The 21,180-nt window shown below is 44.9% G+C and carries 26 protein-coding genes; 7 read left to right on the plus strand and 19 right to left on the minus strand.

Annotation, left to right across the window (positions count from 1 at the left end; all coding sequences use genetic code 11):
- Positions 1–27 precede the first annotated feature (27 nt).
- From AOC29_RS08545 to AOC29_RS08565, 5 genes are all read right to left on the minus strand, one after another.
- Positions 28–957, minus strand: a complete 930-nt coding sequence (locus tag AOC29_RS08545; protein ID WP_251369972.1) for a tripartite tricarboxylate transporter substrate binding protein — start codon at positions 955–957, stop codon at positions 28–30.
- 52 nt (positions 958–1,009) lie between these two features.
- Positions 1,010–1,753, minus strand: a complete 744-nt coding sequence (locus tag AOC29_RS08550; RefSeq protein WP_215295557.1) for a transporter substrate-binding domain-containing protein — start codon at positions 1,751–1,753, stop codon at positions 1,010–1,012.
- A gap of 27 nt (positions 1,754–1,780) precedes the next feature.
- Positions 1,781–2,638: a metal-dependent hydrolase gene (locus tag AOC29_RS08555; RefSeq protein WP_215295558.1), complete on the minus strand. Its 858-nt coding sequence runs from the start codon at positions 2,636–2,638 to the stop codon at positions 1,781–1,783.
- 197 nt (positions 2,639–2,835) lie between these two features.
- On the minus strand, positions 2,836–3,816 hold the full coding sequence (locus AOC29_RS08560; protein ID WP_215295559.1) for a quinone oxidoreductase: 981 nt from the start codon (positions 3,814–3,816) through the stop codon (positions 2,836–2,838).
- 35 nt (positions 3,817–3,851) lie between these two features.
- Positions 3,852–4,286 (minus strand): DUF2452 domain-containing protein, encoded by a 435-nt coding sequence (locus AOC29_RS08565; RefSeq protein ID WP_215295560.1) that lies wholly within the window; start codon positions 4,284–4,286, stop codon positions 3,852–3,854.
- A 149-nt stretch (positions 4,287–4,435) separates the two neighbouring features.
- Here AOC29_RS08565 and AOC29_RS08570 point away from each other — a divergent pair, with 149 nt between their 5' ends.
- Positions 4,436–4,810 carry a DUF2237 family protein gene (locus tag AOC29_RS08570; RefSeq protein WP_215295561.1) on the plus strand — a complete coding sequence of 125 codons (375 nt, stop codon included), beginning with the start codon at positions 4,436–4,438 and terminating at the stop codon, positions 4,808–4,810.
- Positions 4,811–4,830: 20 nt separating this feature from the next.
- Positions 4,831–5,730 (plus strand): histone deacetylase, encoded by a 900-nt coding sequence (locus AOC29_RS08575; protein ID WP_215295562.1) that lies wholly within the window; start codon positions 4,831–4,833, stop codon positions 5,728–5,730.
- A 26-nt stretch (positions 5,731–5,756) separates the two neighbouring features.
- Here AOC29_RS08575 and AOC29_RS08580 read toward each other — a convergent pair whose 3' ends face one another.
- Both AOC29_RS08580 and AOC29_RS08585 read right to left on the minus strand, forming a co-directional pair.
- A complete protein-coding gene (locus AOC29_RS08580) occupies positions 5,757–6,281 on the minus strand; it encodes a phasin family protein (protein ID WP_215295563.1) in 525 nt (174 codons plus the stop codon).
- A gap of 110 nt (positions 6,282–6,391) precedes the next feature.
- A complete protein-coding gene (locus AOC29_RS08585; protein WP_215295564.1) occupies positions 6,392–7,042 on the minus strand; it encodes a hypothetical protein in 651 nt (216 codons plus the stop codon).
- 219 nt (positions 7,043–7,261) lie between these two features.
- On the opposite strand from AOC29_RS08585, the gene ahpC reads away from it, so the two are divergent.
- Both ahpC and ahpF read left to right on the plus strand, forming a co-directional pair.
- Entirely contained in the window at positions 7,262–7,825 is a 564-nt protein-coding gene (gene ahpC / locus AOC29_RS08590; protein WP_215295565.1) for an alkyl hydroperoxide reductase subunit C, read from the plus strand.
- Between the two features lie 103 nt (positions 7,826–7,928).
- Positions 7,929–9,509, plus strand: a complete 1,581-nt coding sequence (gene ahpF / locus AOC29_RS08595; RefSeq protein ID WP_215295566.1) for an alkyl hydroperoxide reductase subunit F — start codon at positions 7,929–7,931, stop codon at positions 9,507–9,509.
- A 90-nt stretch (positions 9,510–9,599) separates the two neighbouring features.
- Here ahpF and AOC29_RS08600 read toward each other — a convergent pair whose 3' ends face one another.
- The 4 genes from AOC29_RS08600 to AOC29_RS08615 all read right to left on the minus strand — a co-directional run bounded on the left by AOC29_RS08600 (position 9,600) and on the right by AOC29_RS08615 (position 11,700).
- Positions 9,600–10,088: a cupin domain-containing protein gene (locus tag AOC29_RS08600; protein WP_215295567.1), complete on the minus strand. Its 489-nt coding sequence runs from the start codon at positions 10,086–10,088 to the stop codon at positions 9,600–9,602.
- An 87-nt stretch (positions 10,089–10,175) separates the two neighbouring features.
- Positions 10,176–10,724, minus strand: coding sequence for a DUF3833 domain-containing protein (locus tag AOC29_RS08605; RefSeq protein WP_215295568.1), 549 nt, complete (start codon positions 10,722–10,724; stop codon positions 10,176–10,178).
- Positions 10,724–11,278: a chalcone isomerase family protein gene (locus AOC29_RS08610; protein WP_215295569.1), complete on the minus strand. Its 555-nt coding sequence runs from the start codon at positions 11,276–11,278 to the stop codon at positions 10,724–10,726. The genes AOC29_RS08605 and AOC29_RS08610 overlap by 1 nt, the downstream gene beginning before the upstream one ends.
- Positions 11,275–11,700 (minus strand): thiol-disulfide oxidoreductase DCC family protein, encoded by a 426-nt coding sequence (locus AOC29_RS08615; protein ID WP_215295570.1) that lies wholly within the window; start codon positions 11,698–11,700, stop codon positions 11,275–11,277. The genes AOC29_RS08610 and AOC29_RS08615 overlap by 4 nt, the downstream gene beginning before the upstream one ends.
- Positions 11,701–11,719: 19 nt before the next feature.
- Between AOC29_RS08615 and AOC29_RS08620 the strand changes: the two genes are divergently transcribed.
- Positions 11,720–12,457: an SDR family NAD(P)-dependent oxidoreductase gene (locus tag AOC29_RS08620; RefSeq protein ID WP_251369973.1), complete on the plus strand. Its 738-nt coding sequence runs from the start codon at positions 11,720–11,722 to the stop codon at positions 12,455–12,457.
- A gap of 49 nt (positions 12,458–12,506) precedes the next feature.
- Here AOC29_RS08620 and AOC29_RS08625 read toward each other — a convergent pair whose 3' ends face one another.
- Genes AOC29_RS08625 through AOC29_RS08635 form a run of 3 tightly spaced genes read right to left on the minus strand, consistent with a single transcriptional unit; the run spans position 12,507 to position 14,478 of the window.
- Positions 12,507–12,668 (minus strand): DUF2256 domain-containing protein, encoded by a 162-nt coding sequence (locus tag AOC29_RS08625; RefSeq protein ID WP_215295571.1) that lies wholly within the window; start codon positions 12,666–12,668, stop codon positions 12,507–12,509.
- A gap of 8 nt (positions 12,669–12,676) precedes the next feature.
- Positions 12,677–14,212 carry a cryptochrome/photolyase family protein gene (locus AOC29_RS08630; RefSeq protein ID WP_215295572.1) on the minus strand — a complete coding sequence of 512 codons (1,536 nt, stop codon included), beginning with the start codon at positions 14,210–14,212 and terminating at the stop codon, positions 12,677–12,679.
- Positions 14,209–14,478 (minus strand): TIGR03643 family protein, encoded by a 270-nt coding sequence (locus AOC29_RS08635; RefSeq protein ID WP_215295573.1) that lies wholly within the window; start codon positions 14,476–14,478, stop codon positions 14,209–14,211. The genes AOC29_RS08630 and AOC29_RS08635 overlap by 4 nt, the downstream gene beginning before the upstream one ends.
- Before the next feature lie 58 nt (positions 14,479–14,536).
- Here AOC29_RS08635 and AOC29_RS08640 point away from each other — a divergent pair, with 58 nt between their 5' ends.
- A complete protein-coding gene (locus tag AOC29_RS08640; protein ID WP_215295574.1) occupies positions 14,537–14,884 on the plus strand; it encodes an HNH endonuclease in 348 nt (115 codons plus the stop codon).
- A 17-nt stretch (positions 14,885–14,901) separates the two neighbouring features.
- Here AOC29_RS08640 and AOC29_RS08645 read toward each other — a convergent pair whose 3' ends face one another.
- From AOC29_RS08645 to AOC29_RS08655, 3 genes are read right to left on the minus strand one after another with little or no spacing between them, the layout of a single operon-like run.
- Complete coding sequence (locus AOC29_RS08645) at positions 14,902–16,179, minus strand: alpha-hydroxy acid oxidase (RefSeq protein WP_215295575.1); 1,278 nt, start codon at positions 16,177–16,179, stop codon at positions 14,902–14,904.
- A gap of 52 nt (positions 16,180–16,231) precedes the next feature.
- Positions 16,232–17,302 (minus strand): isocitrate/isopropylmalate dehydrogenase family protein, encoded by a 1,071-nt coding sequence (locus AOC29_RS08650; protein ID WP_215295576.1) that lies wholly within the window; start codon positions 17,300–17,302, stop codon positions 16,232–16,234.
- 3 nt (positions 17,303–17,305) lie between these two features.
- Positions 17,306–18,271 carry a tripartite tricarboxylate transporter substrate binding protein gene (locus AOC29_RS08655; protein ID WP_215295577.1) on the minus strand — a complete coding sequence of 322 codons (966 nt, stop codon included), beginning with the start codon at positions 18,269–18,271 and terminating at the stop codon, positions 17,306–17,308.
- 85 nt (positions 18,272–18,356) lie between these two features.
- Between AOC29_RS08655 and AOC29_RS08660 the strand changes: the two genes are divergently transcribed.
- Complete coding sequence (locus AOC29_RS08660) at positions 18,357–19,361, plus strand: 2-hydroxyacid dehydrogenase (protein ID WP_215295578.1); 1,005 nt, start codon at positions 18,357–18,359, stop codon at positions 19,359–19,361.
- A 27-nt stretch (positions 19,362–19,388) separates the two neighbouring features.
- Here AOC29_RS08660 and AOC29_RS08665 read toward each other — a convergent pair whose 3' ends face one another.
- Positions 19,389–20,147, minus strand: a complete 759-nt coding sequence (locus AOC29_RS08665) for a class II aldolase/adducin family protein (RefSeq protein WP_215295579.1) — start codon at positions 20,145–20,147, stop codon at positions 19,389–19,391.
- Positions 20,148–20,151: 4 nt separating this feature from the next.
- On the minus strand, positions 20,152–21,132 hold the full coding sequence (locus tag AOC29_RS08670) for a tripartite tricarboxylate transporter substrate binding protein (RefSeq protein WP_215295580.1): 981 nt from the start codon (positions 21,130–21,132) through the stop codon (positions 20,152–20,154).
- Between the last annotated feature and the right edge of the window lie 48 nt (positions 21,133–21,180).

Consider the following 21,180-nt stretch of genomic DNA (forward strand, 5'->3'; position numbering starts at 1 on the left):
ACGGCAAGTCTCTAAATGCCTAAAACGCTATTCTGGCTTGATACCCGCGCTTTTAATAATTTTCCCCCAGCGGGCTGACTCTTTCTTTTGGAAGACCCCAAATGCCTCAGATGTCATAGCGTAATACTTGGCACCCTCAGACTCCAACTTTTTTTGCACCGCTGGCTGCTGCATAATTTTGCTCACATCATCATGCAGTTTTTTGACGACAGCGGGTGGTGTTCCTACTGGCGCAAATAGACCAATCCAATTTTTAACATCAAAACCGGGAAGGGTTTCGCTAATGCTCGGTAAATCGGGCATCGATGGATCTCTGGTGGCACCAGTCACCGCCAAGCCCCGCAACTTATCACTCTTCACATATGGAAGAATGGTGGGCATGGTTGCAAACATGACTTGAGTTTGCCCACCGATTAAATCGGTAATCGCCAAGGCATTTCCTTTGTACGGAATATGCGTCATGTCCACCTTAGCAGTCATTACAAAAAGTTCACCTGCTAAATGACTAGCAGTTCCAATACCCCCTGAACCATAAGATACTTTTCCTGGGTTCGTTTTTAAATAGGCAATCAGCTCACTCACATTTTTCACCGGAAGACTTGGGTTAACAGCCAATAAACCTTCAGCATCGAGAACAAAAACTACTGGAACAAAATCTTTCAGCGGGTCGTACGGCATATTTTTTACGAGGTAAGGATTAACTGCATGCGTACCGATACTTCCCATAATTAAGGTGTAGCCGTCAGCTGGAGACTTGGCAACAAAGTCAGCGCCAATATTGCCACCGCCACCCGTCTTGTTCTCAACAATTACTGGTTGACCATAAGACTCGCTTAATGCTTGCGCGATGATGCGTGAGAAACCATCGGCGATTCCGCCAGTAGCAAACGGTGAAATAATTTTAATTTGACGATTGGGGTAATTTGCTCCTTGCGCACAAGCAAGTTGAGCGCTCAAAAACGTTAATCCCAGAACACAGGCTAGTGCAATTTTTTTCACGTTCAATTTCTTAAGAAGATTTATTCAGGGGTGCGGGTGCCAAACCCTGTACTTGATATTTCTGAATCAGATCAGCTACCAAACCCGTACTAATAAATTCCTCTACACAGGCAGTTAAAAATTGAACTGCCTCATGATTGGCATTCTGGGTTGCAATCGCTTGTTGGATTCCAGTAAATTGGCCATCGAGAACCCGTGATCCAGGAATTTTGTGAGCAGCAGTTATGAGGCCTGTTTTCAAGCCTGCTAATGCATCGAGCTTTTCATTCACAAATAAATCATTGCTTGCTTGAATGCTGTCAGCATGAACCAAGGTGGCATGTTGCAGATTACGCTGCAGCCAAAGATCGTAGGCGCTCTTAAAAAAAGAGGCGATGCGGATCCCAGGACGGTCTACTTGTGACACATCGTGAAGGGGCGAATTGTCCAATACCAGATAGGTTGCCTCCAACTCAACGTAGGCAGGCGTGAAGGTCACTTTTTTAGCGCGCGCAGGATCTGAGCCCAACAATACAATTCCACACTTTCCACTGGCAGCAGATTCAACCACCTCATCCTGAGTTTCAAGGCCAACGAGTTTGAGCTCAACATCTAAGCGTTTGGCGATCTCACGACAGATATCAGGGGCGATGCCAGTAGGCTCACCCGAAGGTGAGCGCCCAGTCACAAGCAAAAAGTTTCCAAGATAGACTGCGGCCGAGAGAACGCCGTGAGGAGCAAGTTGACTCCTCACTTCAGGTGAGATGAAATTCAAGAAAATCCTATCTGCTATGAATACGATTTAAAACTGGACTGTTTCACCTTCTGTCATCGGAACAATCTTGATATTGCTTCCCTTCATCGCCTCCTGGAATTCAGCAAGCGTGCCTTTTGTCATCGGATTGGAGTTGTAGTGCATTGGAATCACCATCTTAGGTTTGATCCAAGTTTTTAATGCATAAGCCGCATCGTCTGGCGCCATAGTGAAGTTGCCACCAATCGGAATCAACACTAAATCTGGTTTGTAGTGTTCGCTGATGAACTTCATATCGCTAAATAAACCGGTATCGCCCATATGCCAAATCTTGAAACCATTTTCAAGTTCAATAATGTAGCCCATTGCTTCGCCTGCGGGATGTGATTCCATCTTTTCAGTAGCGGGATTTTTCCAGACCAACAAAGAGGAGTGCTCAGCCTGAACTGCAGTTACCTTCACTCCCGGCAAAGGAGTTACGCGACCAGTTTTATTAAAACGCCAGCCGAGATCAGCAGGCAAGATCCCCAATGTAATTAATGGTGTCACCATATCAGCAGGGCCGTACAACTTAGTGTTATTTGCTTTAGCTACTGCGGGTGCATCACCAATATGGTCTACGTGCGCATGAGTTACCAATACCAAATCAATTGGACCAATTGCAGCCAAATCATTTTTGTACTGTGGGGGAGTTTTTGGTCCACCAGTAATCCACGGATCAATCAAAATCATCTTGCCCTGAGGAGACTTAATCCGAAATCCGGCCTGACCGAACCATAAAAGCTCTGCCTTACCTTGTGCGCCTGCGCTTGTAGCAGTTTGAGCCAAAGCAAGGCTGCTGCCAGCCAAAAATATTGGCAGCAATAAAGCATTTGCAATCGTTTTCTTAAATGAAGCGCTTCCCATGGTTTTGTCTCCTAAAATCTTTTATGTGAATAAGAAAACTATATCCGAAATCGGGTATCAGGGCTGAGCAAGCCTCTTATACGGCACTGCACCAATTCTTAGGGCCAAATACTTTGTATTTTTGTGACAAGCGTGCTTTGATACAAATGAAAAGCCCCGTAAGAACGGGGCTTGTGCTAATCAACTTCTACTTCCACTTAAGGAATCATCACAATGGCGCCAGATACTTTTCTGCCTTCAGCGGCACGATGTGCATCAGCCGCCTGCTCTAGTGGGAACTTCGCACCGATCTGCACTTTGACATAACCCTTAGCAATGGCATCGAATACCGCTTTAGCGTTCTCTTGCAACAACGCATGAGTCGCGTTATGAGGAAACACTGATGGTCTTGTTAAGAATAGGCAACCTTTTTTATTAAGAATCTCTGGCTGAATTTCAGGGGCAGGACCGGAAGCGGCACCAAAGAGTGCAAGCGTACCAAAAGGGGCTACGCAATCTAAAGAACCCAAGAACGTATCCTTAGCCACAGAGTCATAAACCACATTGGCTTTTTTGCCACCGGTCGCCTTCAATACTTCCTCCACCCAATTGGCATTGGAGTAATCGACAACAGCATCACATCCCGCTTCCTTAGCTGCAGCAACTTTTGCTTGAGAACCAACTGTGCCGACCACAAAAGCACCCAAACCTTTTGCCCAGCCAGCCAAAATTTGGCCAACACCACCAGCAGCAGCATGTACCAATACGATGTCACCGGATTTCACTTTGTAAGTCTTTTGCACAAGGTATTGGGCAGTCATGGCTTTAAAGAAGACTGCAGCAGCAACTTCATCTGAAACATTGTCGGGCACTGGGACTAACTTATCAGCAGCAACATTACGTGCACTAGCGTACGCACCAATACCTGCATTCATATACATGACACGGTCGCCTACTTTTAAACCAGTGACACCCTCACCCAAAGACTCAACTACACCAACAGCCTCATGACCAAGACCCGTAGGTAATTCAAGCGGGTAGAAACCAGAGCGCTGATAAATGTCGATGAAATTAAATCCAATCGCTGTCTGACGAATCTGCACTTCGCCCTTTGCTGGTGGAGGTAATTCTTTATCAATCACTTGAATGACGTCTGCGCCACCCAGTTTATCCAGACTCACTACTCTTGCTTTTGTCACATGTCACCTATTTGTATTTGTTATGAGAAAAAATATCATACAACAAGGGCGCTTTCTTCTATCACCGCCCAAGTACTGTCTCCCAACTTCTTTACAGCCATGGCATATGTCCAACCATCCGGAATGCCGCAGCTCCACTCTTTAGGTCCATTCTGTATCAAAACGTTCGTTGAATTTCTGCTGTCGTAATACAGGTGGTAAATTTTTCCATGAATGGGATTGAAGCTAAATTTTGCACTGTGCACCATCTCTGTTGCATCGAGCCTTGCCTGCAAGGCCCTCGCCTGCTTCATCAACACCTCAGCCTGCTCCATGATGCGCTCGTACTCTTGCTTGGCATTTTGACGTGCCACATTTACCGCTTTATCTTTTTCTTCGACTACTTTGATAGGGGCGAAAACAGGGGCGCCAACCTCCATTGGGTATTCGATACCCGCGTGTCTTGCTGGGTCGGTGTCTTCGATTCTCATTGCTTGCCCGTGAAATCTGGTTTTACTGCAAAATTGGTTTTAGTCAGCGATATTGACCGAGAAAGTGTGACACAAAAAGGGAAATTTTGCCGAGAGGTAAAGCAAGCTATTGAATACAGCAGCTACAAACACTAATAAGGAAAGAATTAATGAGTAATGATGTCGCCCTTAACGTTTTAGGGCAGCCCTTGGTTCCCTGTTCTTTTGATCCTCTAACCGGATTCTTGAGGGATGGATGTTGCAAAACCAATGCAGAGGATGTGGGTAGTCATCTAGTCTGCGCAATTGTGAATGATGACTTTTTGCAATTTAGCCTCAGCCGTGGCAACGATCTCATTACACCCATGCCTGCATATCGCTTTCCTGGTCTTGTTGCCGGAGACCAATGGTGTCTATGCATCAACCGCTGGCTCGAAGCAGTAGAGGCTCATTGCGCACCGTTAATTAAATTAGAGAGCACCAACATCAAAGCCTTAGAAAAAGTATCCCTAGATTTTCTAGAGCAATACTCCAGCGATATTTAGAGAGTTCTCAGAAAGCGTCTTTGAAAGCTTATTACTCAGACCATTTTGTATTACCACTGCCATCGGGACATCGCTTCCCAATGGAGAAGTATTCCCGCTTGCGGGATTTAGTCGGCTCGCTTGCTAAGCTGGAGTTACTTGAAGCACCTGCCGCAAGCGATACACAACTTCTCTATGCACATGACCCGAGCTATCTTCTGAAAGTCATCGAGGGCAAACTGAGTCCTGAAGAGCAAAGAGAGATTGGCTTTCCTTGGAGCGAAAAAATGGTGGAACGCTCACGACGTTCCGCTGGGGCTACTATCGCTGCAGCTAAGACTGCTATAGGTGAAGGCATATCTGGGAATCTTGCTGGAGGCACACACCACGCCTACCGTAATCTTGGCAGCGGGTTTTGCGTATTTAATGACTCCGCAGTTGCCGCTCGCACACTCCAAAAAGAAATCAGCCCGCACCTCAAGATCGCTATTATTGATTTAGATGTTCATCAGGGTAATGGCACCGCATCTATTCATCAGCACGATGCCTCTATCTTTACTCTCTCGATACATGGTGAAAATAATTTTCCCTTTAAAAAGGAAAGTAGCGATCTTGATCTGGGTCTTGCCGATGGATGCGATGATCAAATTTATCTTCAATCCCTCAATCAATGCCTCGACAAATTAGACTCTCGCTTTAAAGCAGACTTTGTTATTTACCTTGCAGGAGCTGATCCTCATGAAGGAGATCGCTTGGGCAGACTAAAGCTCAGCAAAACAGGTATGCGTCTCAGAGATGAAACGATCTTTCAATACGCCCTAGATAAACAAATACCCCTGGCATTCTCGATGGCTGGTGGTTATGGCAAGGAAATCGAATCTACCGTCGAGATTCATTTTCAAACCATCCAAACCGCACTTCACTTCCAACAGCAATATTAGCGTTAGGGCTGTTTTGAACACCCCTTCTAAGACTTCTTCTTGGAAGCACCTTGAGCAGTCGTCAAACTAGTCATACTCTCGACGCTTTTTTCAAAATGACTAAATGAATCTGCCATAGCAGCACGGACTAATTCGAAGTTTTGCAGAGCGTTATTAAACGAGGTTTTAAATACCGAAACATACGCTTCACTACCAGCGGGTGCATTGTTAGTAGCATCATTCACAAAATGAATGAGGTCCGTCTTGGAATCCTGAATCATCACTTCCGCGATATCTGCCATTTCTTTATTACCACTTCTCAATACATCGAGTAGCTGTTGGTGATAATGGGCCACTTCTTTTGCAGCATCTTGCAATACTTCAGCATGAACAAAGTCAAAAGCTGTTTTAGGATCCTGAGCTTTCATTAACTCAGCAACCCGTTTCTGAATAAGCTCTGCAAACTCTTCAGTAGCCTTTTGATTGATTTGTGCAATTGCTTGCGCACTCTCCATGGCTACGCGACCGACAACCCTAGTTGCATCAATAGCCTTTTGTGGACTTTTGCTCATAACAACCCCTTTCAGTGAGAGAGACGCGATGGATATTGACACCAATCTACTCTCGTTTTGGGGTCTTGCTATAGAGAAATACCAGTAGATCCCAGCATAGGCTTTCGTGCTTATTTTGCTGCGGGGACCTTACTCGTCAGGCTCTTGAGCGTAGCGGCGTCATTCAACTGCTGATCTACTAGATATAAGGTGCCGCCATAGTTAGCCTGCAAGTCATAGCCGGAGAGACCGACTGTATAAAAGGTGATATCTGGGTTGAAAGAGCGAATCGTTCCACCAGAGCCTGCTGAAAAATTAGCATCCACATCGATACCGCCTTTTTGCCCGTCAATCGATGTTAATAAAAATTGGTCAATTGCTGCAGTCGTTTTAAAAACCACAATTTGATATTGATCTTGATAGCCCGCACCCAATCCTTCGCCTGTTTTTAAAGCCTGCATAAATACTGGCTCTTTGCGACGTTTGTCATACAAGACGCCCTCACCCCGCGCCACTACGATCAAGACAACATTCACATTGGTAGTGCTAAAGACGGCATAGCCCGGTGCTTTTTCAATATCTTCTTTTACTTTAGGGTTTTGCTTGATCAAAGCATCCAGACCCGTTTTAGCCATCTGGAGCGTTGCCTGACGTTTCTGAAGAATTTCAGCTTGAGTTAGCGGCTTACCATCCTTACCGGTCGATTGGCAGCCTGATAGCAACAATAAGACACAGGCAATTGCTGAAATAAACCGGATGAAAGCTATAAGTTGAATTGACATGTCGAGAAAGATCTTTCAAAAGGCGTTGAGATAGGCATTTAGGCGCTTAGGATGCCATTATCTGCGCATTGCATTATGGCGATGTTTTATTATCAATAAAATCGATTATTTCTATCTAAATTATTCATTATACAAATATACAGATAGCCCCTAGAATGGACTCCGTTGTCAAAACATTAGCAGTTTGATTAACCCAATTTATTCAACAAGAGGAGCACTATGTCTATTATCAACACCACCGTAGCACCATTTAAAACCGAAGCTTTCCACAACGGTAAGTTTGTCACTATTACTGATGAATCTCTCAAAGGTAAGTGGTCAGTTTTGATTTTCATGCCAGCAGCATTCACATTCAACTGCCCAACAGAAATTGAAGATGCGGCTAATAACTATGCTGAATTCCAAAAATTAGGCGCTGAAGTGTATATCGTTACAACAGATACTCATTTCTCACACAAAGTTTGGCACGAAACTTCTCCAGCAGTTGGTAAAGCCAAGTTCCCCTTGGTTGGTGACCCAACTCACACATTGACCAATGCATTTGGCGTACATATTCCTGAAGCAGGCTTGGCATTGCGCGGCACATTCGTTATCAACCCAGAAGGCGTGATCAAGACTGCTGAAATACATTCCAATGAAATCGCACGTGATGTCTCTGAAACATTGCGCAAGCTCAAAGCTGCTCAATACACAGCGGCTCACCCAGGCGAAGTTTGCCCAGCGAAATGGAAAGAAGGCGCAGCGACTTTGACTCCATCTTTGGACCTCGTAGGCAAGATCTAAATAGATCTCACTCTATAACCAATCAGACTCTCTCCGGAGAGTCTATTGGAGAGGATCAGATCCTGCCCAATAGACTCACTGAAATTGAAATAAAGGATGCACCATGTTAGATGACAATATCAAAACCCAATTAAAAGCATACTTCGAAAAAATCGTTGCTCCAATTACGCTCACAGCCAGCTTAGATGAAAGCCCTGCGGCCGTCCAGATGCTAGAACTTTTAAATGAAGTGGCTGAGCAATCAGACAAAATTACTGTCAAGACGGATGGTAAAGCGGCAAACGTGCCTAGCTTTACTGTCAGTAAGACTGGTGAAGACGCACGCATTACTTTTGCGGGCATCCCAATGGGTCATGAAATGACCTCGTTTATCTTGGCAATTTTGCAAGCCAGTGGCTACCCGCCTAAAGTCGAAGAGGACATCATTGCGCGTGTACGCAAGCTAGATGGAAAGTTCCGCTTCCAGACTTTTATTTCTTTGTCATGCCATAACTGCCCTGACGTGGTTCAGGCCTTGAACTTAATGTCAGCCCTCAATCCTCATGTTGAGCATGAAATGATTGATGGCGCCATCTATCAGAATTTGGTAGATCAATACCAAATCATGGCTGTCCCCACTGTTATCCTCAATGGCGAAGTATTTGGTCAAGGGCGTATGGGCGTAGAAGAGATTATTGCCAAACTCGATACTGGCAGTGCCGAAGAGGATGCAGCCAAACTCAATGCTAAGGATAACTTTGATGTGCTAGTCATCGGTGGCGGCCCAGCTGGTGCTGCTGCTGCAATCTATGCGGCGCGTAAGGGCATCCGCACTGGCATTCTTGCCGAACGATTTGGCGGTCAAGTCATGGATACCTTGGGTATTGAGAACTTTATCTCTGTATCTCATACCGAGGGACCAAAGCTCGTGCAAGCATTAGAGCAGCACGTGAAAGACTATGAAGTGGACATCATGAACTTACAACGTGCTAGCGCTTTGCGTAAGACAGGCGATGGCATTGAAGTAGAGATCGCTAATGGCGCAGTATTGAAAAGCAAATCTGTCATCATCAGCACCGGTGCACGTTGGAGAGAAATGAATGTTCCAGGCGAACAAGAATATCGCAACAAAGGTGTCGCCTACTGCCCACATTGTGATGGCCCTCTATTTAAAGGCAAACGTGTAGCAGTGATTGGCGGTGGCAACTCGGGTGTTGAAGCCGCGATTGACTTAGCTGGTGTTGTAAGTCACGTTACCCTGATTGAGTTTGATAACCAATTGCGGGCTGATGCCGTGTTGCAAAAGAAATTATTTAGCCTGCCTAACGTCTCCGTCATTAAAAGTGCTTTGACAAAAGAAGTGTTGGGTGATGGCAGCAAGGTGAATGGCCTGCGTTATCAGGATCGCATTAGCAATGCTGAGCAAACTCTTGCGCTGGAAGGCATCTTTGTTCAAATCGGCTTGTTGCCAAATAGTGAATGGCTCAAAGGCACAGTCGATCTTTCGCCTCGTGGTGAGATCATCGTGGATGCAAGAGGAGAAACATCAGTACCTGGCGTATTTGCTGCGGGAGATTGCACTACCGTTCCTTATAAGCAAATCATTATCGCCATGGGTGAAGGTGCCAAAGCGTCACTGGGAGCCTTTGACTATCTGATTCGGCACTCCGTTAGTGAAGAGGTACCCAGCAAAATTGCTGCTTAGGTAAATGTAAAGTTCTGAGTCGGCCCGAGCTCAGCAAATAAAAACCCCAGAGCAATTTCTGGGGTTTTGTCTTTCCGGGTGATGAAAAACTTAATTTAGCTTACGAGGCATTCCAAAACGGGGTGCATCTTTATATACAGGAGTTGTGCTCACTGGGCCCATACCCATGATTTGGATCTCTGTAGCCCCCTTCATAGCACCATCAAAATGCACTACACCTGCAGGATGAAACATCATACTGCCTGCTGGCAAGCCAACCGTAGTCGCTGGATCCCAACTAGCATCAGTACCTGCATACCAAGTTCCCTTGATGACTGTAACAAAACGATCTTCAGAATGAGAATGGGGTGAACTCATAATGCCTTCGGGAAAGATATTACGAACAACATACATTCCGGGCTTACTAGGATCACCGAATAACACTGCAGTCTTTACGCCTGCAGGCAAATCGCCCCACATCACTTGATCGGGTTTGACAATCACAAAATTCTTAGCAGCGGCTTGTGCGGAGACATGCAGAGATGCAAAGCTCAGAACCGTCATGGCGAAGATTTGTATTGCTAAAGAAAGTCTTTTCATCTATATCTCCAAAATAATTATTATGTGATGTGAATTACGAGGATTAATCTAGCATGGGCTTATACAGAAGGCTCTAAGGGATTACGCCTAACGTTTATAAAAACTCAGTGTGACTTCGCCTAGATTGATACCAAACTTGCTCATTTGGGCTTTATTAATCATGACTTTTGGTGTTACGAGATACATCCAGTCATCAAACTGAACATGGTAAATGGTGCCATCAACTGGCAAAGCTAAGGTGTATGCCCAGTTGAGAGCATTCCCAGCAGATGAGCCATTGGCCTCACCTACTACGTCATCTGCCTTACCAGTATATTTTCCAGGAGCAACTTCGGTTAGCTTCCAAATGCGTTTCTGCTTTGTGCCATCAGAGTATTCAAAGCTTTCATCTAGAGTACCTACTTTCTTACCATCGACGACCTGCCAGTTCGCTTGAATCAAGACCGTAAAACGTTTGACCACTACTCCGCTGCGATCGGTGAAGATGCCGTAGGCATCAATCGTGCCTGAGAAATACTCACTCAAATCCAATACGGGCTTTTCATTAGCGTATTGAGATACTTTTGGGCCAGCGCAACCCAGCAAGAAGCTGGCACAAAGGATAGCTATACTGAATTTGCTAAAGAATGATTTCATTATGGACAAGCCTCTTGGAAAAGGGGTGGTGGGCAATTCTGCCCAAGTAGTTGCTCACGTAGTTTAGGAGCACTCGTTTTAGGATCTAACCAAATACCAAAAAAAGCTTTAGAAAAATCCGCTCCCGGAATCTGCGCAAGGGGTTTTCCTTCGAAATAAAAAGTAGTTCCCTGGTTGGGTGCATAAATTGCAGTGAGATTTTGACCTGACTCCACGTTTGGCATAAAGGTGGCCAATTGTTTCTCCCAAGCCTGTGCCTGTGTATCTGGTACACCAAGCTTTTTCATCTCATCTGCTGAGCTCTTAGCGATTGCCACACCAGTGAATGATTTTTGATACCGCAAGTCCAGTGCAAATGCTGAAGCATTAGCACTTGCACCTCGATAAAAATTGGCATCATAAATATGAAAGCCCCACCAAGTTAATTTGCCACTGCCCTGAAGTTTGGCAGGATTCAAGGCTTCATTAATATAGGTCAACTCTCGGGCATTACTATTGGCACTGAATAAACAGGCAAGAGTACACAGTTGGATGAATAGGGTTTGGACTTTCATAAGGTGCCTGATACATTCTTACTTTTAGATGTGGCATTGACTAGTTGCAATGCACCTGGACCTAATATTCGTGAAATCGCATGGCGATGCTTAGCAAAAAATTGATAACCTAGGCGCAAGGGAGGTTGTACGATCTTTCTGGAAAACAACCAGGCCAGAAAAGGAAGATTAGCTCTGCGATATGCCTCTGGAAAAACAACCGCGCCACTAATTAATGAGCCGTCAGCATATTGACCATACATAGCAGCTAGTGCTTGTTCACATGACACGCCGAGGGCTGATGGGTCATAGCGATCTGAATTGATGTCGACAAAGCCAAGTAAACCAGCTTGGTTACGCCCATTAAGAAACAATATCTCCGCCTGACACAAAGGGCACGCGCCATCATAAAACAGAGTGAGTTTTTGTAAATCATGAGCCATGAAGCAAGTGTAAGACTTATTGACTAAACTAGCTTACAGCACAGTCGTCATTAAAACCCCTTTGAAAATACTCCCTAATCCCTTTCGCGCTCTGGTCATTGGCTCATCTGGCACGATTGGGTCAGCTTTTGTAGAGCTCTTCAAAAATAACCCCTCATGCTCAGGGGTTGTGGGTATTCACCGTCATTCAGAGCATCCGCTTGATTATCAAAATCCGGTATCTATCGAAGCTTCAGCTAATGCGCTAGCAGCAGCAGGACCCTTTCAACTGATCATCAATACCATTGGTGTATTGCACAGCAAAGACTGGATGCCGGAGAAAAAAATAGATGACCTCAATGCCGAACAATTCATTGAGCTCTTCAAAATCAATACAATTGGTCCCGCCTTAAGCATTCGATATTTCTCCAAACTATTGGATCCAAAAAATTCTATTCTGGTTACCTTATCTGCCAAGGTTGGTAGCATTGAAGATAATCGTCTCGGTGGCTGGTATAGCTATCGAGCCTCTAAAGCAGCCTTGAATATGCTGATTAAAACGGCGTCCATTGAGCTTGCTCGCACCAAGCCCAATGCTGCACTCATTGCTATGCATCCAGGTACTGTCAATTCCAGCCTTTCAAAGCCTTTTCGGGGTGAGCAAATTGGGAGGCCCGCAGAAGATGCGGTGTCCGATATGTTTCGAGTGATGCAAAATCTTGAGAAAGAGGATTCTGGCAGTTTTATTTCTTACTCAGGTGAAAAGCTACCTTGGTAAAAGTCAAAGGTGATCAGGCTCGACTACATCTGACTAATACGCTTGACTACTACACCTGACTTTTAGTTCCCTTTTTTCTACAGGCATCAGAGCAGTATTTCACTGACTCCCAATTTTTTGCCCATGACTTTCTCCAGGTCATTTCCTTTTTGCAAACAACACAGATCTTGCTCGGCAAATAGCTCTTATTTCCTTTAAAGGAAGTGCTCATATCAAACCCTAGAGATCATTCAAGTGATTTAACAACTGCTTTGCATGCTTTGTAATCGAGCTCTGATCTTCATCGCTGATTCTTTTCAGATTCGCTGTCATCAAACGCGTTCGTGGGCTTGCCTCAAACTGAGCGCGATGCTTGATTAAGAAATTCCAGTACAGTGTCGTGACTGGGCAAGCATTGTCTCCAAAGCGAACATCTGGCTTGTATTGACAGGAGCCACAGTAATTACTCATACGCTTGATGTAGGCTCCACTAGCAATATAAGGCTTACTCGTAAAGCGTCCACCGTTAGCAAACAAGGCCATACCAGCAGTGTTCGGTAACTCTACCCATTCTATAGCATCAACATAAATTGCCAAATACCAGTCACAGACTTCTGAGGGCAGGATCTCAGCCAACAGAGCAAAGTTGCCGGTCACCATCAGGCGCTGAATATGATGAGCATATCCATACCTCAAGGTCTGACCAATGGCATCTTTCATACAAGCCATATTGGTTTGGCCAGACCAATACCACTCAGGCAAAGACCTCTGATGCTGGTAATAATTATCCTGAGCCATCTTTGGCATATCTAAGTAATACATCCCTCGAACAAATTCTCGCCACCCCAAAATTTGGCGAATAAAGCCCTCGACCGTAGATAAATCTAGGGAGTACTTTTTCCAAGCATTAATAACAGCTGAAATGACCTCACGGGGATTAAGGAGCTTGAGATTCAGGGAGCTTGAGAGCATAGAATGCCAACCATATGGCGTATCAGTCCACATAGCATCCTGGAAGACACCAAAGTTTCGCAAACGGTAATCTACAAAATAATTCAGCGCTTCTAAAGCTTGCTCTCGAGTTACCGGCCAACGAAATGCCTCCAGTAAGCCAGGATGCTTCGGATAGGTTTTCTTGACGAATGCAATCACCTCTTGAGTGATGGTGTCTGGCTCAAACAGAATGGGTTCCTCAATGATGCCGGGCCCTTTTTTGGGATAGGGCTTACGATTGTCTTGATCAAAGTTCCATTGACCGCCTTCTGGATTACCATCAGCATCCACCAGAATTTGATGGGTCTTCCGCATCAAGCGATAAAAGTACTCGAGCCTCAATTCTTTTTTACCAGCCACCCAATCATTAAACTCTTGATGGGAGCAGAAGAAATGCTCATCCTCACGCATCTCTAATTGCAATCCAAGTTCATTGGCTAATGCTTCAATCTCCTGCTTTAAGCGCCATTCGCCTGGCTCGACGCAAATGAGATGGGTAATTTTCTCTTGCTGTATTTTCTCTTTTAAGGCGTCAACAATAGATAAAGGAGTGCTTTTGATGTAGCTGATTGGGTAATGCAAGCTTTTCAAAGTCTGGGCAAAGTGCCGCATAGCCGATAGAAATAAAGCAATTTTGGCCTGATGCGACCAAACATATTGAGCCTCATGCATAGACTCCACCATGAATACCTCATCGGTTTCATGATGAAAGTTGTGAAGTGCTGCACTCTTTAAATCCAGCTGATCCCCCAGAATCAAGACCAGCCTTTTAGGGGATGTCATTTATTTTTATATTGGGTTGGGCAATAAGCACGGTCCACTAGCTTGCTTCGCAGAGCGACATGTTTTGTAGATCGACCTGTCACGCGCTTACGCCATAGCTCAAATGAAGCTCTCTTGAGTTCGTGTCGCATTAATTGAATTACTTGAGATTCAGAGAGGCCAAATGACTGCTCAATCGCATCAAACGGAGTACGGTCCTCCCAAGCCATCTCAATGAGACGAGATATATCAGGAGCAGAGAGTGTTTTTGGAGAGGATCTTGCCACCGTGCAAGTTTAAGACTTATTTAATAAACTGGCATGACCTCACTAAACCCGAATACTCATGCTTGGAAAAATTCGTCAGAAACTCATTTCTTTAGAGCCCAAGACACTCCCAAAGGTACTGGAAATTATCTGCCCTATTTGTGATCGCCCTATCCCAGAATCACAAAAAGATGCTCATCATCTAGTACCCAAATCGAAGGGCGGTAAGACTACGGAATATCTGCATCGCATTTGTCATCGGCAGATTCATGCTTTATTTACTGAAACTGAGCTAGCCATACAATTCAATACTGCTAGTAATCTACAAGAGCATCCTGAAATGCAGCGATTTATTCGTTGGGTCAAATCCAAGCCCAACCACTTTTATGAGAAAACCCGCAAAAGTACGCGTATTAAAACCTCATAAGAAAAGCTTCAACTAAATTAGCTTTCTTTCATCACCATAGATGATTGAATAGCGGCAATATTAGCGGCACCCATCTGCTGCATGGTTGATTTAAATTCAGTTTGCAAAATTTCCATGACGCGCTCTACGCCGGGTTGTCCAAAAGCACCCAAACCCCAGAGATAAGGACGACCCACACAAACTGCATTCGCTCCTAATGCCATTGCTTTAAATACATCGCTACCTCGACGTACACCACTATCAAATAGAATGGGTACCTTACCTTTTGCCACTCTGACAACTTCAGGCAAACACTCAATCGAACCGCGCCCACCATCTTCACTTCTGCCGCCATGGTTTGATACATGAATTCCATCAACGCCATATTTGAGGCAAAGTTGCGCATCCTCTTCAGTCAAAATTCCCTTGATGATGATTTTCATTTTGGTGGTATCGCGCACCTGCTTAATAAAGTCCCAAGTCATATTAGAAGAGGTCATCCTGACGCCAGTCATATCAATACCATCATAGTTTGGTCTTTCTTGCGCACTGCCAAAGCCATGCACATGGCAGCCTGCACAATTTCGCGGATCCAATTTCTTAAGACGGGCAAAAGTTTCTTGATTTCTTCCGCCATTACGATCAACAGTAATTTCTAAAACAGGTGCTCCAGCTTTTTCAACCCGTCGAATAACTTGCTTAGCGACTGCAGGGCTAGAAGTTGCATATAACTGAAACCAAACCTCACCTTGACGAGCAGCAATGACATCTTCAATTGTGGAGGCTCCAGCATTTGACAGGATATTTAAGAAACCACCCGCTCTCGCTGCTCTCGCAACGGCTACCTCTCCCTCTGGGTTATATGCCTTATTGCCACCAGTTGGGGCAATAATGATGGGAGAGTTCCACTTAGTTCCAAAAAGCGTAATAGAGGTGTCAATTTGACTCACATCGCGTAAACGACGAGGACGTAATTGGTACTTTAGAAATGAAGTGCGATTTGCTCTTAATGTCACCTCATCATCAATGCCTGATGCCATATAAGCAAAGTGTGCTGGAGGCACTTTCGTAAATGCTACTGGTTCAAAATCAAAAACATTGATTGCTTCCTTTGGATTGGATATCAGATCCAAAGGAGTATTTGGCGCCCAAATCATGGGGTCTGGTCGCTTCGTGAAATTTCTGATTAACTCTCTAGGATCTTTTGCTTCTTGAGCAAACAAATCTTGATTAGCGCTAAGGGCAAACAAGGGGCTGGCTGCAAGCCATGTTAAGAGCTGTCTACGTTGTTCATTTCGGTCCTTGCGATTGCTCATGTCTCCTCCATCTTATTTTTTGAGCTACAGGTATTTCAACCACTGTATTACATTACCTCAAAGCCTCTAATACTGCTTTTGCCATAGATGCAGTATTTCCTTTGCCATTGATATCCCCGGTTCTAGCATTTGGATTAGCAAGCGCTACTGTAGTTGCCTCTGACATTGATCTTGCCATCGCTACAGCCTCTGGGATATTCCGGCTATAGCCAAGCCAATCAAACATCATGCGAGTTGATTCAATCATGGAGTATGGATTGGCAATGCCTTTGCCTGCGATATCCGGAGCTGATCCATGAGTGGCCTGTGCCATCACCACATCACCATCACCGATACATAAACCTGGCGCCATTCCCAAACCGCCAACCAGACCTGCAGCTTCGTCTGACAAAATATCGCCAAACATATTCGTAGTCACAATCACATCAAAGTTTTGGGGGTCACGCACTAAGCGCATTGCCATAGTGTCAACGATCACATCATCAACGAGGACATCTGGATATTCTGGTGCTAGTTTTTTACACTCCTCAACAAACATACCGCAACCTAGTTTAAAGACTGTATCTTTATGGACGTAGGTCAAATGCTTCTTGCGTTGACGCGCTAATTCATAAGCTGCTTGGGCAACGCGACGGCTACCAGTTCTGGTAATCACGCGCATAGACAGAGTCATTTCATCGCTTGGACGAAACTCTGCATTGCCTACCAACATATTCCGATCTGGCTGAAAGCCCTCGTTGTTTTCACGAACAATAATTAAATCAATATCATCACGAAGACACCCAATATCTGGGTAAGAACGTGTTGGTCTCACGTTTGCAAACAAATTAAATTGCTTACGCAAAATTGGGTGGGGATTGATGGCGTTAGCCTGCTTTGGATAAGCACGATGACCAATCGGACCCAAGATCCATCCATCCAGAGTATGGAGAGTTTCTAAAGTTTCAGGTGGCAGAGTATGGCCATGAGTATCGAGCGCGCGACGCCCAATGGGTAAAGGTACCCACTCGATATTCACTTGATGCAGTTTTGCAGCTGCTTTGGCAACCTCTACTGCAATCGGCACAATCTCATGACCAATGTCATCGCCTTCTAAAATTCCAACTCTTAATTTCTTCGACATGACCTACTCTTCCAATTGAATATTGCGAGCTTTTGCCAAGGCAGTCCATCGCTTAGTTTCATTTTTAATAAATTGACCGAATTGTTCAGGAGACATCGGCATAGGCTCAACTGCTTCAATTAATAACTTCTCCCGCATCTCCGGTAACTTCAGTGTAGCAATTTGCGTTTCATTTAAACGCTTCACAATATCCGATGGAATTCCAGCAGGGCCTACCGTGCCATACCATTGCATTGCGTCAAAACCCTTAAAACCGAGCTCTTCCATAGTTGGGACGTCTTGTAAGACTGAGCTGCGTTTTGATCCCGTAACCGCTAATGCACGGACTCTGCCTGTTTGTATATATTGCAAAGCCGCAGCTAGGCCTGGGAACATAGTCTGCGTTTGACCGCCTAATAGATCGTTAATCGCTGGGGCAATGCCACGATATGGGATATGCAGAATGTAAAGACCAGTTTCCTGCTTAAATAATTCCATGGTCATATGTGTCAAAGATCCCTGACCAGCAGTACCGTAACTTAACTTCCCTGGGTTCTTGCGCGCATAGTCGATAAATTCTTTCATGTTCTTGACTGGAACCTGACTATTCACAATCAAGACGTTTGGGGTCGCACCAATCATCCCAATCGGCGTGAAATCCTTAATAGGGTCATAAGGAACTTTTCTTGTCGCAGGATTTGTACCATGAGTGGCCACATAACCCTGCATCAAGGTATATCCATCAGGCGGCGCTCTCATGGTGGCCTGAGAGGCAATGACTCCGCCCCCACCACTTTGATTCTCCACTACAAAAGTTTGGCCCAAAACTCGCCCCCAGCGCTCAGTAACGACCCGTGCAATCATATCGTTACCACCACCTGCCGCAACAGGAACGATATAACGAATGGGTTTTGAGGGGTATGCCTGTGCCCTCACAGAAAATGGCAGAGACAGAGCTAGCGATAAACCTAAAAAATTGCGGCGCTTCATATGTGCACTCGTATCTTGATAGAAAATTAGGATAACTGAATTTAGGGCTTGCTGTATATTTAAGTCATCCATTAAGTAAAAAAATATGAGCAAAAATATTCTGGTTGTTGGAGAGTACGGCAAGATCTTCCTTGATCCACTCAGCGCAGTACTTGGAGATCAGTGGGCAATACAACATTGGACTATTGAACAGCCCAAAGCAGAGCTATTTGACTTAGCATCTAAAGCCAGCATTCTGGTAGTAACAGCAGAGCTGACCTATTCAAAAGATAAGCAACTGATTGAAGATCTCATTAGGGCCGGCAAGCAATTACAGTTGATTCAGGTGCCATTTTCTGGAATGGAATGGCTACATCCAGATTGGCTACCAGCGGGCTGCAAGGTCTGCAACACCAACCAACACTCTGAGCCAATCGCTGAATATGTCATGCTCGGCATCTTAGAGTTTGCTGTCAATATGCGCTTAATGGATCGCGAGCTACGTCAAGGTCGCTGGACTTATGGCGGATCGATTGTGCGAGGTAAGAAGCATAGTGAAATTCAGAATAAAACCATTGGTTTTATAGGCTACGGCCACATCGCAAAGCGTGTTACTGAATTAGCCACTCCTTTTGGCATGAAGTTTCTGGCCATTAGTCGTAACCCTAAGCAAGACTCAAGACTGGCATGGTGGAAAGACAGCTCGCATCTTGATGAATTACTTTCTGAGAGCGACTATATCCTCATCACCTCTCCTCTTAGTGACAGTACGAGAGACCTGATTAATGAACGTACGCTAAAAAAGATGAAGCCAACAGGTGTCATCATTAATGTGGCTAGAGGTCCTATTATTAATGAAGAGGCTATTTATCAAGCCCTGAAGCATCGTCAGATTGGTGGTGCTCTTCTTGATGTTTGGTATCAATATGCCAGCACTGAAAACTTAGAGATGCAGCCATCGGCCTTTCCGTTTCATGAACTCGACAATGTCATCATGACGCCACACACTGCCAGCTGGACGGATGATCTCGATGCGAGACGTATCGAATCGGTCACGCAGAATATTCAAAACTTCATCAATCAAAAACCACTAGTAGAGGTTGTGTTCTAGCGGTTTTGAGCTTACTGAGGTACTGGATTAATTTTTGTAGCCAGGATCTAGTTTTTCAACAATACGTAACATGGCAGGCCATTCCATTTCACCAAAAGGCCTTCTGACGTTTGGCTGATAGAGATGATGCGTCTTCTCTATCACCTCTTTTGAGGGCATGGTGAGCTTCACTCCTGAAGAGAGTGCATCCACCTGAGCTTTGCAGGCCATCTCCAACCAATATAAGGTATTAAATGCTTGCGCTACGCTAGGCCCTACTGCTAGCAAACCATGATTCCGCAAGATCATGGCGGTTTGATCGCCCAAGTCCGCCACCAAACGGGTTTGCTCATCAAGATCTATCGCAACACTTTCGTAGTCGTGATAACTAATGCCATGAAAGCGCATGGATGTTTGCGTAATTGGTAAAAGGCCACACTCCATAGCAGAGACTGCCATACCAGCACGTGTATGCGTGTGAATAACGCAGCTGACATTTTCTCTTGCACGGTGCACCGCACTATGAATCACATATCCTGCTTGATTAATACCAAAATCAGGATTGGGGTTATAAATTACTTCGCCATCTAAATTAATCGTGACTAAATTAGAGGCGGTGACTTCGTTGTACATCAATCCATAAGGATTAATCAAAATATGATCGTCTTTACTATCTGGAATTCTGGCAGTGATGTGGTTATAAATCAGATCACTCATTCCAAAATGGGCAACCAGTCTGTAACAAGCGGCTAAATCAACGCGTGCCTGGCGTTCTGCAGCTGAGACAACATAATTACTCTTAGTCATTACTTCATTGCTCCATTGGTTTGATATTGAAATCACGGATCAGCTTACCGGTATTTTCATTATCATTTTTTATGAATAGAGCAAACTCACCCGAGTTAGTTGACATCCGCACCTCAGCGCCACTCTTAGCTAACTTGGCACGAGTTTCAGGCTCTTGTAAGATTGCGTTGATTTCATTGAGTAAGGTTTTTTGAATCGCAGGCGGCAAGCCTAGCGGACCAAAGAGGCCGAGCCAAGCACCAATTTCAAAGCCCGGAAAGCCCTGCTCTACTACTGTCGGTATTTCCGGAGCAAGTTCTGTCCTCTTCAGAGTCGCTACAGCAAGAGGCTTTAACTTACCAGCCCTCACCATTGCAATGCTAGAAGAAAGCGTATCAAAGGTCACAGGTAATTGGCCACCAATCACATCTGCTTGCGCTTGGCTACTTCCTTTATAAGGAATCTGAGTCATTTCAACGCCAGCTCGTTTAGCTAAAACTGACATCACTAAATTACTAGTTGCGCCATTACCAGTTGAGCCATAACTCACTGGAGTTGAACTCTTTTGCGCATTTGCCAAAAATTGCTGCAAGGTATTGGCAGGATCATTGGGGTTGACCACCATCAGATACGGCAACCATACCAACATGCCAATCGGCGTGAAATCAGTCAGCGGGTTATAAGTCAGATTCTTATAGATATGTGGATTAATTGACATGGGTGCAGATGCACTCACCAATAGGGTGTAGCCGTCTGGTTTCGCTTTCGCTGCAATGCCCGCACCAATACTGCCAGCAACACCTACTTTGTTATCCACCAAAAACTGTTGACCCATACGCTGAGAGAGTCGATCAGCCATGATGCGAGTCACAGTGTCTGTCCCTGTGCCCGGCGGAAAGCCAATGATGATCGTTACGGGTCTATCAGGATAGGCGGCAAATATTGATACAGAACTGCTTAATAGGAAAGCTATCCCAAAAAACTTCATAAAGAGTTTCAGTTTCACAAGATCTCCAGATATTTTTATAAACAACAATGAACCAAATATTAGTTC

Source organism: Polynucleobacter sp. JS-JIR-5-A7, assembly GCF_018687935.1.
Classification (GTDB): domain Bacteria; phylum Pseudomonadota; class Gammaproteobacteria; order Burkholderiales; family Burkholderiaceae; genus Polynucleobacter.